The sequence below is a fragment of the Bacillus cabrialesii genome, from assembly GCF_004124315.2.
GTDB classification, from domain to species: Bacteria; Bacillota; Bacilli; order Bacillales; family Bacillaceae; genus Bacillus; species Bacillus cabrialesii.
In genome coordinates, this window is the sequence record NZ_CP096889.1 from 3,228,106 (window position 1) to 3,240,539 (window position 12,434).

Consider the following 12,434-nt stretch of genomic DNA (forward strand, 5'->3'; position numbering starts at 1 on the left):
CTAATTATTTTTGTCAGATTTTCTCCTCAGTCTGGACTTCCTTTGCCGAGCCAGTTCACGCGAGGAACAAACAGCTTCTGTGACCGCATATTCATAAATTCCTGCGCTGTATTGAGAAATTGCTCATAGCGGCCGCAGTCGTTAAGAATGAAGTCAAGCTGCTCTTCACAATAATGCTTTTCTGACTCTGATGACATGTAGTAGCTCTCCACGATTTCAAAATAATGCAGCGGAAAGAGCAGACGGCTGTACAGAAGACGTTTCGAAAACGAAGACAGCGGCGTGACTTGCTCGTATTCCTGTAAAAAGTGAAAGCCCTGCTGGTGAAAATCCTGTCTGTGATGCAAAAACGTATGCCTCATATATTCAGCCAAATCACGCGAGGCGTGGTCGAATACCCAATCCGGCGGAATCCTGATCAAGGATTCCGGTGACCATGTATGTCTTTCCATCCGCTGATGGCATATCGTTCCTGAATCAGCGGCTTGGGGCTTGTCATCCAGCTCCGTGTCCACTAAATATTGTATCGCGTTTTCTGACAGTCCCACATAATATGGAAATGACTCAATCATTTTTTTATCGAATGGCTCGTGCGGAGGCGTATGAACCTTTCGCTGCCAAAACACTTCCAGCTGATCAATACGCTTTCCCCACAGATCCTTCCATTGGCCGATTCTTCCGGCTGCCTTCACCTCATACGGATACCCACGCCCTTTACGGTGAAATTCCGCAAGCTCCTGTCCAATGGAAAACGCCCGGTTTGAATAAGGGGGTGCCGCCTTCAGCAAAGCGTACGTTTTTCCTTCATGTTCAAACGTCAGCTCACCTTCCTTTGTAAAGATAAAAACCGAAACGTATGGGTCACTTTGTTCTTGTAAATACTGACTCATGTAATAAAGCTCAGCCAGTTCGGTATCGGAGAATTGGGAAACGGGGACAATCAGAAAGAATGAATTCGGCGTCTGAAAACATTGATATGTGTGCTGGTACATGGAAAGCTGCCTGACGTGAATACCGTATTTTTCTTTTATTGTACCTTTCACAATGATCACCTGCCTGTAGAATTAGGGCTCATCACATCGTAGTCATACACGTCCGGAATTATGAATACATATTTTCATCCGACGAAGGCGCGAGAAAAAGTCGTAAACATCTCAAACATTTTGTATAAACTAGTAAAAAAGATTGGGTGAAGCTGATGTCAGAAAACGAACAAATCAGTCAGATGGAAGCAAAAGCAAGAGCGCGGATGAAGGAGCGCGGCGTTGAAGTGTCAGACATTGCCGAGCTTGTCTTTTTTCTGCAGAAAAAATATCATCCGGATTTAACGATTGATGAATGCACGCTGAACGTCAATCGCGTTCTCGCAAAACGCGAGGTGCAAAACGCGATTTTAACGGGCATTGAATTGGATGTTCTTGCTGAGCAGAAAAAACTGTCTGAACCGCTGCAAACGATGCTGGAAACAGATGAAAGCCTATATGGAGTAGATGAAGTTCTGGCATTTTCCATCGTGAATATTTACGGATCGATCGGGTTTACGAACTACGGTTACATCGACAAAGAAAAACCCGGAATCCTTAACCATTTGAATGATAAATCAACCGGCGAATGCCATACCTTTTTAGATGATATCGTCGGAGCGATTTCCGCCGCGGCCTCAAGCAGGCTCGCACACCGCGCGCGGCACACAGAATAAGGGCACCCTTTAGGGGCGCCCTTTCAGCGTGTCTACAAACCCTCGCATTCGTTGTCAGTCCTGCGCTTCGGTGCTCACGAATCTCAACATGCGCTGTGCTCCGGTGCTCGGCCTTCCTAGACTTCAAAGGTTTTCAATCACGCTGAAAAGATGACAAAATCCTAAAACGAAAACGTTTTAGGATTTTGTCAACAATTTGTAAGGGCACCCCTTTTGGAGCGCCCTTTTTTAAATGTATGGAATCCATTCAGTCAGAGAGTCAATGGCATGAGTCGGTTTTTCCATATCGACTGTCATATGCTCTCTTTTCGTTACGCCTGTGTGAACAAGCAGCGTATCCATACCGGCGTTAATGCCGGCCATAATGTCCGTCGCGTAGTTGTCGCCGACCATGAGTGTTTCGGACACATCCGTGCCGAGAACGCGCATCGCCTGCTCCATAATGATTGATTCCGGCTTGCCGATAAATACCGGCTGTACGCCTGTGGATACGGTTAAAACAGATGTCAGTGAACCGTTTCCAGGAAGAAGGCCTCTTTCAGTCGGAATCGCAATATCTCCGTTAGTGGAAATAAATCGGGCGCCATTTCTGATTGCCAGGCAGCCCACAGCAAATTTTTCATATGTAATGGAACGGTCAATCCCAACAACGACAAAATCCGCGTTTTCCTCGCCAAATGTCAGGCCGTTTTCTTCAATCGCCTGGCGGATCCCTTCTTCCCCGATCACATACACAGACGCGTCTTTTTTCTGCTGGGCGATATGCTGGGCAGTCGCCATGCTTGTCGTGAAGACCTGCTCTTCTGTTGCCGGAATATCAAAAGACACAAGCTTGTCCGCCACCTGCTTCGGCGTGCGCGAAGAGTTGTTTGTCACGAAAAGATAAGGAACGCCGCGGTCTTTCAGCGTTCTGACAAATTCACACGCTTCCTCGATTTTTTCCGTCCCATTGTACATTGTTCCGTCTAAATCAATTAAATATCCTTTATATGTTTTCATTTCCAACACTCCTGTGGCTTTCCAGTTGTTATTTAAACGCGGAAACAGGGCCAAGCTCCGTTTCCAAGTAGCTTCTGATCCGTTGCGGGAAGTCCTGAAGAGCTGTCTGATGTGCCGTGATCAGCCTGTAAAGCTCAGCGCTGTCAGCGAGCATGTACTGCTGAACCAATGTTTTGCGGTAGGCAATCAATTGCTTGAGCTCTGTTCCCTCTTTTTCCGTGACAACTTTTTCATCAACAAGTATGTCCATAATGTCATCATAGCTGCCCGGGTCCCGCATAATAAAACCGTCAATCATGTCATTGCCTGTATCCAGAATGCATTCGATTAACAGATGGCCTATACGCTGAAGCGCCAGTCCCCCGATTTCAGACTGCCAGTCTGTTTGTGAGTGAAATAGCGCCAGCTGGTGCTCAAAGAACCCGAGTGTTTGCTCGATCTTGTTTCTGTCAACAAAATACATGACAGCATCCCCTTTGTGTATATTTATTTTCTGATCCGTTTCAAGACAAAATACGCACAGCCGAAATTGCAGTATTCGTAAATGTATTCATCTAATGTGCTGATTTTCGTTTCGAAGGTTGCCTTTTGATTCTGGTCGTCAAAGAAGCCCTTGAGCCTAAGCTGACCGTACCCCCAGTCTCCCACAATATAATCGTATTTATTTAAAATATCGGAGTAGCGGGCTTTAAAAGCCTCTTCGTTGAAGCCGTCTTTGAAATTGTGCACCAATTCAAATTCGGCATTTTGAATAAGAATCATGATCTCACCTCTTTTTTACTCATTCCTATCATAATTCATTGCCCCGTCCCCATCAATTGCTAAAGAATAAATCATGCGATTTGGCTACCCTACACATGAGGAGGGATTTATAAATGAAACGAACTGCTGTCAGCCTCTTCCTGCTGATCGGGCTTTTATCCGGGTGCGGAGGCGCAGGATTGGATGATGCCCAAAATGTCCGGAATCAGACGCAGAATCAAACCAGACCCATTCATGTGTCTGACCGCAACGAGGCATTTAACCGGCATGATGAAACCGAACAATTTGGCTATGTCCGCTATCAAAAAGAACAATTTGACGGCGAACAGCAGAAAACGCCGGTGATGAACCGGGAAGAAACCGCTCACATCATATCAAGTTTAACGGTTCAGCTCCCCCATATTCAAGATGCTGCAACATTGGTGACCGATCAAGAAGCGCTTGTCGTATACAAAACCGATTCCAAAAACCGCAGACTGACCGCCGATCAGGTGAAGAAAACAGCGGCTTCTGTGATTCCGCGATACTACCATGTGTATATTTCAGATAACCCAAACCATATGCAGTCGATCGAAAATTACAGCAATCTCGGCTCTGGTTCAAGGGATATCAGAGAGATCATGTCGGGGACGATTCAAGAAATGAAAGCCTCCCCGCAAGGAAGCCCTGTCTCAGAGAACGAAAATGCCAACGGAGAAACCCGTCAGGACATGAAAATCGATAGGAATGACAAAAACGCCAGATGATCTGGCGTTTTTGTCATTATGCTTGTGCTTGGCGCTTTTTAGATGCTTCGTTCACTTGTTCATCCGCATGGTAAGATGAACGGACAAGCGGGCCGGCTTCGCAGTGGCTGAAGCCTTTTTGCATCGCAATTTCCTTTAATTCTGCAAACTCATCAGGGTGATAGTATTTTTGGACTTTCAAGTGTTTCTTCGTCGGCTGCAGATATTGGCCGATCGCCATAATATCCACGTTGTTTGCCAAGAGGTCGTCCATAACTTCAATAATTTCTTCCTTCGTTTCGCCAAGTCCGATCATGATGCTTGATTTTGTCGGAATGTCAGGCTGCATTTCTTTCGCACGGCGCAAAAATTCCAGCGAACGGTCGTATGTTGCACGCGCGCGGACTCTTGGCGTCAGGCGGCGAACCGTTTCGATATTGTGATTCAGGATGTCTGGGCGTGTATCCATTAAGGTTTTCAGGTTATCATAGTTTCCGCCCATATCAGACGGCAGCACCTCAATTGTAGTGAACGGGCTTTTTCTGCGGATCGCACGGACAGTTTCCGCGAAAATGCCTGCCCCTCCGTCTTTCTGGTCGTCACGCGCAACAGCCGTAATGACCGCGTGTTTCAGATTCATAAGCGCGACAGAATCCGCTACGCGTTCAGGCTCTTGCAGGTCAAGCTCAGTTGGAAGGCCTGTTTTGACAGCGCAGAAACGGCATGCTCTTGTACAAACAGAACCTAAAATCATAAATGTCGCTGTACGTCTGACCGCCCAGCATTCATGAATATTCGGACATTTTGCTTCTTCGCATACGGTATGCAGGTTGTTCTCCCGCATGAGCTTTTTGAGGCCTGTATAGTTTTCATTTGTATTTAATTTGATTTTGAGCCATTCGGGCTTTCTGAGGTGTTCGTCTTTCTTTGCCAATTCCCATCATCTCCAATATCCAATATACTCAATTTCTGACACGAAACATTCTGAAAACGAGAAAGGTATTTCTGCAATAAAAATAATGTTTTTCTAACTAAAGAAAGTCTTTTCTCTAGACACTTTAACATAGGAAAAATTTCTCGACAAGGGAAGATGATTACTGACATTTTTAAGCCGGCTTGCCGCAAACTATGTGTATTCAATATGAAAGGAGATTATTTTGTGAAAGTTTTGTTATCCGCTCTTCTTCTCCTTTTGTTTGCGTTTGAGCCTTATGTGTCTGGAAAAGAGCTTTCAGATCCAGTGCTGTCGAAACGGATGGAATTATATCATAAAATCGAGGCTGTGACGCAGATTCCCTGGTACGCTCTCGCCGCAGTAGATCAATACGAGGAAAATGTGCGGAGCAACCGAAAAGATCTGCCTGACAAGGCTGGAATCATCAGCATCTATATACCGGATGAAATCTGGAGCGGGCCTGAAAATCCGAATCCGAAGGACGATGCGCCGTTAAGTATTAAAGTGTTTGACGGTATCGGTATGGATGGTGACGGAGACGGGAAAGCCGAGGTCAGCAACGATGAAGATATTTTGTATACGTTCAGCCAATACTTGCTTTCGTATGGCACAGATGAAGACAACATCCGCATCGGGCTTTGGAATTATTACCGGCGTGATCAGACAGTGGGGATCATTTCTGAATTTATGAAGCTATTTAAAGCCTACGGCCATATTGATTTAGGCGAGCATGCGTTTCCGCTTCCAATCAGAACCGATTACAGCTATCGCAGCACATGGGGAGATGCCCGCGGCTTCGGGGGAAGACGAATTCATGAAGGCACCGATATCTTCGCCCATTACGGCCTTCCTGTCAGATCCACCTGCTACGGCGTAGTTGAAATGAAGGGATGGAACCGCTTCGGAGGATGGAGAATCGGCATTAGAGACATCAACAATACGTATCATTATTTTGCCCACCTTAATGGGTTTGCCAAAGGGATTAAAACAGGACAAATTGTTGAGCCCGGACAAGTGATCGGATCCGTCGGCAGCTCCGGATACGGCCCGCCGGGAACCGCCGGGAAGTTCCCGCCTCATCTTCACTACGGGATGTATAAAGATAACGGGAAAACTGAATGGTCATTTGATCCGTACCCGCATTTGAGAGCATGGGAGCGGTATGAATACAAAAAAAAGAAATAACGAAAAAAGCCGCCTCTTCGACAGGCGGCTTATTTGCTGCTTTTTTCATTTTTTGAATCAGCGCTGTCCTCTTCTTTGCCGCTCGGAAGCTGGACAGAAGGCGTGACACCAGAGCCTCCGCTTCCGTTATAAAACTGCGGCACTTCGCCCTGCACTGCTTTAATCGATACTGGAACATTATTTGTGACCACTGCGGTTTTGCTTGCGAACGGAATGATGACCTTCACTTTAATTTCAACAAAAATGCTGATATCAATAAGTGCATTATTTATGCCATACGGCTTGATTTTCGTTTTGACATCTGTAAAAGCGTCTCCGATTAAATTGAACCGGACCGGAATTTTCGGGCCGAGGTTTCCGAGGAGACTATTGCCGGTTACCTGCCCCAGCGGAATGTTGATCATAATATTTTCACTGGCGCCGCTGTGTCCGGTATGGGTTTCCATCTCTTTCAGATGGGCCTGAAGCTGCTTTGTCACTTTTGTTTTCACACTGTTTACAACCTGTGTATTAAAATCGATTGTCGTTAAGTTCCCGTTTTCATCAGAATTCATTTGAAACATATCTTTCATATTTTCACTGTCAGACATATAATCCTCAATCGAATCCTGGATCACCTCTGTCGCCACACGCTTCGTTTCCATCTCGCCGATGCTCATTAAAACAGGTTTAATCGAGCCATTGATCATCCAAAGGCTGACTGTTGTTGACAGGATAAAAAAGACCACCGACAAGAGCATCACGTAACGGAAAGGCAAAGGACCTCTCTTGCGAAAAGGGCCGCGATATCTTGGCAAGAAAATCCCCCCTTACATATCACAATGTATGCTTGTAAGAGGGGACATAGTAATGGCCGGGCCAAATTATTTTATTTCACCATTTTCAAAAGCGCTTCTCTGCCGCTCATGCCGACATGGATGCCGAGATCTTCCGCGGCGTATGTGACGGATTCTAAAGGTGCGTCTAACAGCTGGTCAATGGTGCGCACACCAACTGCGCGCCCCGCCACAATGCCCCGCTCCTTTAATTTTTCATTCAGCAGCGCCACATCAAGCGCGCCGCACATAATGTATCCATGATCATTTGTCACAGCCATAAAATTCGTTTTTGGAAGCTTCACTGTCACAGCTGTAAAAGGCTGTCCTTCTATCATGATTGGTGTCAAATTTACCACGTCAACCACTCCCTTCATTCATCACTTTATGATGAAGGGCACAGCTTGTTGTGGGCTGACCTCCTTATTGCGCGAGCTTCCAAGCGAGCAGATCACGCAAAAACTCCGGCATGAAATATTCTTTTTCCGCAGCGTCGCGGATGATCGGAAACATCCTGCCGAGTGTAAACATGTCAAGCACCGCAACGGAGTATTGCTTATGTTTTTCAATTTCTTCTCCGTTCTGCGTGATCCGTGTGACATGCGTAATTCCGTCATCCAGCCGTTTCGTTTCCACCTCAACGCCGGCATACACCATTTTTCCCATCACTTCTCCGCGGAAGCCGAGCCCTTTGATTCGGAGCTGTTCCATTTGTTCGGAAGCCGCATGGACAATGGTCTCCTTCAGTTCTTCCCCAGTCAGGCGGACAGCCACCGGATTAATCGGGTGGGGACAGATGCGGTGCAGATCCAGCTTCGTCACAGGACCCGCTTTCAGCGGACCGAGAATGACACCTGAATTCACCATACTGATGTCCGTCCCGCACCATTCCTTTAACGCGTACGCCAACAGCAAAGGCAGCTCTGATTCTTCAAACCACTTCACCTCAGCATCTTGAGCAAGCTCAGCAACGGCATCGGACAGCTTTTCCTCGGCTTCACGTTCTTTTTCTTTCAGAAACGCTTTTGTTTCTTCGGATTCTCCTGTCCATTCCGCCATGTTCTGCACAGATGCTGTTTTGCTGATGATGCTTCTCTGAACGCTGTCCACAGTGATTTCTACACAGCCGACATAATGCCCGTATTTCTCGGCGCTGGCAAGCAAAACACCGTTAACCACTTGTCCGTCTTCAAGCAAATGATGGGTGTGCGATTCGAGGATCACATCAATCTCAGGTACAGCTTCAGCCACCGCCTGATCATCAAGAATGCCTAAATGCGACAGGAGCACGATGATATCAGCCTGGCCTTTCACTTCCTGAATGGTTTCCTTAACACTTTCAAGAGCATCGGTTACTGTCCATCCGAGCTTGTCATAAACGGGATAATACGGCACAGTTACGCCTAAGAAAGCAACGGTCATGCCGTTTTTCAATGTTTTGATATGGTAAGGAACCGCCCAGGACGGACGGTTTCCGTTTTTGTCATACAGATTGGAGACGATAACGGGAAATTCAGCATGATCATATAAGGCTGCAAGCTCTTCATGCGGAAGCGTAATCCCTTCGTTATTGCCGATTGCCGCTCCATCAATGTGAAGACGGTTTAAGAGATCGACATTCGCTTTTCCAAATGTCCCCTCTGTCACGAATTGAAAACGATCAAGATGATCGCCAATATCAAAAACGAGCGTCTCTTCGCTGACTGACTGATGCTCTTTTCTTTTCTGCTCGATATAATCTACAATTTTTGGCCAGTTTTCAAAATGGCTGTGCAAATCATTTGTATGATATAAGCGGAGCTTCTCCTTCATATTATCTCTCCCTAATCGTTCAGCTGAAAATGCCTTCATAAATGAGCTGGCATCCGATTAAAATCAGTACGATCCGCATGATCATCACGATCGTTTTCGTCTGCATTTTTCTGTTGATGGCGGCGCCAAGCTTTCCGCCGAACCAAGCGCCGGGCACAAGCGCAAGGGCGTACAGCCAATTAACGTGCCCGGAAATCACATGTGAAACAGACCCTGTCATAGAGGACAGGAAAATAATAAACATGGACGTTGCCACGGCAACCTTCGGCGGGAACAGGAATAACAGCATCATGGCCGGAACCATCAGCGATCCGCCGCCTATGCCGAAAAGCCCGCCTAAAAAGCCGACAACAAAGGCGATCGCAATGCCGACAGGGGCCTGATATGAGTACGTATAAGGCTCACCGGCATCATCCTGGAATGTCCGAATAATCCCTTTATGAGCTTTGTTGACCGGCCGGGCTTTCGCTTTCAGCATTAAGGATAATGAAATAAGAATCATAAAAATGCCAAACCAAATGGAAAACGAGTTTGAATTGAACAGCTTTGACACGTAAGCCCCGATAATGCTGCCGGGTCCTGAGCCAATAAAGAAAATGAGTCCGCTCTTATAATCAACGGTTTTATATTTAATATAAGCCAAAGTTGAAGAAAGACCCGTAAAAATAATGACCAAAAGCGAAGTTCCAATCGCGACCTGCGGCGTTACATCCTGAAACAGCGGCGTCACTGTGCTTAAAAACATCAGAGACGGCACGATGACAATTCCGCCGCCAAGTCCAATCAGACTTCCTACCGTACCTGCGATTAATCCCAGTACGACCAAAATCACAAACGACATCAGTAAAAACCTCTTTTCTAAAATAAATCGAGCTGTCTCGGCGCAAGTCCGCTGTACTCGATATCAAGCAGTTCAAGCATCTGCTTGCCGTTATCCGCGGCGTCTCCGCCGGAATTGTTGTTGAATAGGACAAAAACATCTTTACATTGCTGCTGCAACTCATTCAGGTGCTTTTTCCAATCTTCCAGCTCCTGTTGATTATAGCGGTATAAGTACCTGACCTCCCGCCAATTCTTTCCGCCATCAGGCTTCATCCAGCCCTGCTTGTTGCGCCCGTGAAACCTGACGAGCGTTTTGTTTTCATCGGTGGCGCGCAGCACAGTCGGAACGCTGCCTTCTCCGATTTGCGGTTCATCACAGACACTGTGTATCCAGCCTTCCGCTTTCATAAATGAAAGCGTCTGCTCATAAAATGGCGGCGAGAACCAGGAGCGGTTTCTAAATTCAAGGGCACATGGAATATCTCCCATTTGTTGTTTGCACCATCTCAAATAAGCGACATTCTCCTTCTTGCAGTCAAACCACGGCGGAAATTGAAACAGTACCATGGCGAGCTTATTGCTATGTAAATATGGCGTTAACGACACCTTAAACGCGTCAAACATCTCTTCTTTTGAGTCAAAGGGAATTTCGCCGCGCTGATGCCCCGTCATGCCCTGATACGCTTTCACGATAAATTGGAAGGTTTCCGGCGTTTCCTTCACCCACTTTTCATTATTACGCGCCGGCTGAATCGCGTAAAAGCTCGCGTCTAGCTCCACGATCGGAAAATGGGAGGAATAGGCCTGCAATTTTTTCTGGCTGGCCGTTTTCGGCGGATAGATGCTGTCATGATCCCCCCATCCCGTCAGTCCGATATAAATCACAATCATTCACCTCTCTCCCAGTTTATCACACGTGTTTTCAGGTTTCCTCGGAAATGCTGTTCATATGGAGGGAAAATGCTGAACGAAGATGCTGGTATTGTTTCTCATTTGTATCTAAAAACGCCTCTTCTCTTGAGGAAGGAATATGCTGATATTCAATCGGCGCATGAAACTGTTCACTCGTAAAATCATATACCACACCGTTGATGCTGTTATAAAAATGCCAGCTCTCACCGACTTTTGTTTTGAAAATGGCGCCGCCGAATTGATCCTGAATCACCAATGCCGTCACACCGCATTGGCCGCTTGCCGGGCATTCTTTTGTCCATTTAGAGCTCGTATGGCGCGACCAAGATTGCTTTAATATGTATTTGACATGTTCCATTTCTGCCGCCTCCTTTTAAAAAAGATACCACGTTGATTGCATTTTAAAAACTGATCAGATTCTTTGTATGATAAATTAGTGGTAATGAATGACTCCTTGGAGGCGAATCATGAAAATTAACCTGCTTACGATTGGTACGAGGGGCGATGTACAGCCCTTTATCGCATTAGGAAAAGAATTATCCAGACGCGGACATCATGTGACGATTTGCACTGAAGGCTCGTTCAAAGATCTAGCGGAGAAAAACAAACTCTCCTTTGCACCCATCAGAACGGATTACACACATTTGACGCAATCAAAAGAAGGAAAAAGCATGCTGAAAGGGAACCCGCTATCAATTGTCAGCCAAATGAAAACAGTCATTTATCCGATGATGGAACAAATGTTAGAGGATATATGGGCGGCCTCTAAAGATGCTGATGCAATCATTTATCACCCTAAAGTATTTGGCGGATATGATATTGCCGAAGCCCTGCACATTCCTGCTTTTATCGCCCATCCGGTTCCTATTGTAGCTCCTACCCGTCATTTTACTAATCCGGTCTTTCCGTTCTCATTGCAGAGCGGAACGCTTAACAAGGCTAGTTTTAAAATCAATCGATTATTGACCGCAGCGTTTTTTTCGCTGATGAATAAGTGGAGACATGAGACACTCAGCCTGCCCGATAAACGTTCTGTTTTTAAAGATGATTCCGTACTGAATGGAAAGCTTATTCCTGTTCTGTATGGGTGCAGTCCTTCCATCATTCCCTTTGACCAACAATGGAAAGGCCATGTTTCAATGCAGGGATTCTGGTTTTTAGCCGAAGATGACTGGAACCCTCCACCTGAGCTATTGCATTTTTTAGAAGCGGGGCCGCCTCCTTTTACCGTTAGCTTTAGCAGTATGCCATTACAAAACCCGGATCACACTCTGAACATGCTTCAGCAAGCATTCAAAGAAACCGGACAGCGTGCCATTTTGCTGACGGGCTGGAGCGGAATCAAACAGATGACAGATTCACCTCATATTTATACAGCTGGCTCCATTCCTCACGGATGGATTTTCCCTCAATCACGAGCTGTCATTCATCATGGAGGGGCTGGGACTACGGCCGCAGCATTGAAGGCCGGCAAACCTATGGTGATATGCCCGTTCTCTGGGGATCAGCCTTTTTGGGCAAGAAAAATGCGAGACATCGGAGTGGCTGCTGCCCCTCTGAAAGAAAAAGATATGACAGTTGCAGCCTTCGTTTCCAGAATCAATGAACTGATATCAAACAACACGTATTTTCAACGTGCATCTGAAGCTGCCTCTCTTATTGATAAAGAAGATGGAGTAAGACATACTGCTGATTTTATTGAAGAAAAACTCGAGGAGAAAAACCCGGCAAAATAAATCTGCCGGGTT

The 12,434-nt window shown here is 46.2% G+C and carries 15 protein-coding genes; 4 read left to right on the forward strand and 11 right to left on the reverse strand.

Annotation, left to right across the window (positions count from 1 at the left end; translation table 11 throughout):
- Nucleotides 1–26: 26 nt before the first annotated feature.
- On the reverse strand, nt 27–1,046 hold the full coding sequence (gene cotNH, locus EFK13_RS16540) for a spore coat-associated protein CotNH (protein ID WP_129507799.1): 1,020 nt from the start codon (nt 1,044–1,046) through the stop codon (nt 27–29).
- 152 nt (nt 1,047–1,198) lie between these two features.
- Here cotNH and EFK13_RS16545 point away from each other — a divergent pair, with 152 nt between their 5' ends.
- Nucleotides 1,199–1,699 (forward strand): phosphatidylglycerophosphatase A family protein, encoded by a 501-nt coding sequence (locus EFK13_RS16545; protein WP_064816451.1) that lies wholly within the window; start codon nt 1,199–1,201, stop codon nt 1,697–1,699.
- Nucleotides 1,700–1,927: 228 nt separating this feature from the next.
- Here the strand turns inward: EFK13_RS16545 and nucF are convergent, their stop codons facing one another.
- Genes nucF through EFK13_RS16560 form a run of 3 tightly spaced genes read right to left on the reverse strand, consistent with a single transcriptional unit; the run spans nt 1,928 to nt 3,460 of the window.
- Nucleotides 1,928–2,698 (reverse strand): 5' nucleotidase NucF, encoded by a 771-nt coding sequence (gene nucF / locus EFK13_RS16550; protein ID WP_129507681.1) that lies wholly within the window; start codon nt 2,696–2,698, stop codon nt 1,928–1,930.
- Nucleotides 2,699–2,726: 28 nt separating this feature from the next.
- Complete coding sequence (locus EFK13_RS16555; protein WP_129507680.1) at nt 2,727–3,161, reverse strand: DUF86 domain-containing protein; 435 nt, start codon at nt 3,159–3,161, stop codon at nt 2,727–2,729.
- 23 nt (nt 3,162–3,184) lie between these two features.
- Complete coding sequence (locus EFK13_RS16560; protein ID WP_003228682.1) at nt 3,185–3,460, reverse strand: YutD family protein; 276 nt, start codon at nt 3,458–3,460, stop codon at nt 3,185–3,187.
- A 113-nt stretch (nt 3,461–3,573) separates the two neighbouring features.
- Between EFK13_RS16560 and EFK13_RS16565 the strand changes: the two genes are divergently transcribed.
- Nucleotides 3,574–4,206, forward strand: a complete 633-nt coding sequence (locus EFK13_RS16565) for a YhcN/YlaJ family sporulation lipoprotein (RefSeq protein WP_129507679.1) — start codon at nt 3,574–3,576, stop codon at nt 4,204–4,206.
- A gap of 16 nt (nt 4,207–4,222) precedes the next feature.
- Here the strand turns inward: EFK13_RS16565 and lipA are convergent, their stop codons facing one another.
- A complete protein-coding gene (gene lipA / locus EFK13_RS16570) occupies nt 4,223–5,119 on the reverse strand; it encodes a lipoyl synthase (RefSeq protein WP_003222888.1) in 897 nt (298 codons plus the stop codon).
- Between the two features lie 225 nt (nt 5,120–5,344).
- Between lipA and lytH the strand changes: the two genes are divergently transcribed.
- Nucleotides 5,345–6,325 carry an L-Ala--D-Glu endopeptidase gene (lytH, locus tag EFK13_RS16575; protein ID WP_129507678.1) on the forward strand — a complete coding sequence of 327 codons (981 nt, stop codon included), beginning with the start codon at nt 5,345–5,347 and terminating at the stop codon, nt 6,323–6,325.
- A 29-nt stretch (nt 6,326–6,354) separates the two neighbouring features.
- Here the strand turns inward: lytH and yunB are convergent, their stop codons facing one another.
- The 6 genes from yunB to EFK13_RS16605 all read right to left on the reverse strand — a co-directional run bounded on the left by yunB (nt 6,355) and on the right by EFK13_RS16605 (nt 11,044).
- Nucleotides 6,355–7,122 (reverse strand): sporulation protein YunB, encoded by a 768-nt coding sequence (gene yunB, locus EFK13_RS16580; protein WP_129507677.1) that lies wholly within the window; start codon nt 7,120–7,122, stop codon nt 6,355–6,357.
- A gap of 71 nt (nt 7,123–7,193) precedes the next feature.
- Nucleotides 7,194–7,499 (reverse strand): YunC family protein, encoded by a 306-nt coding sequence (locus EFK13_RS16585; RefSeq protein WP_129507676.1) that lies wholly within the window; start codon nt 7,497–7,499, stop codon nt 7,194–7,196.
- 64 nt (nt 7,500–7,563) lie between these two features.
- Entirely contained in the window at nt 7,564–8,952 is a 1,389-nt protein-coding gene (locus tag EFK13_RS16590; RefSeq protein ID WP_129507675.1) for a bifunctional metallophosphatase/5'-nucleotidase, read from the reverse strand.
- Between the two features lie 19 nt (nt 8,953–8,971).
- Nucleotides 8,972–9,793: a sulfite exporter TauE/SafE family protein gene (locus tag EFK13_RS16595; RefSeq protein WP_129507674.1), complete on the reverse strand. Its 822-nt coding sequence runs from the start codon at nt 9,791–9,793 to the stop codon at nt 8,972–8,974.
- A gap of 17 nt (nt 9,794–9,810) precedes the next feature.
- The gene (locus tag EFK13_RS16600) at nt 9,811–10,659 is read right to left on the reverse strand and encodes a DUF72 domain-containing protein (protein WP_128738654.1); all 849 of its coding nucleotides are present in this window, start codon (nt 10,657–10,659) and stop codon (nt 9,811–9,813) included.
- Between the two features lie 37 nt (nt 10,660–10,696).
- Nucleotides 10,697–11,044: a YunG family protein gene (locus tag EFK13_RS16605; RefSeq protein WP_129507673.1), complete on the reverse strand. Its 348-nt coding sequence runs from the start codon at nt 11,042–11,044 to the stop codon at nt 10,697–10,699.
- Between the two features lie 109 nt (nt 11,045–11,153).
- Between EFK13_RS16605 and EFK13_RS16610 the strand changes: the two genes are divergently transcribed.
- Nucleotides 11,154–12,422, forward strand: a complete 1,269-nt coding sequence (locus EFK13_RS16610; RefSeq protein ID WP_129507672.1) for a glycosyltransferase — start codon at nt 11,154–11,156, stop codon at nt 12,420–12,422.
- The last annotated feature ends 12 nt before the right edge of the window (nt 12,423–12,434 follow it).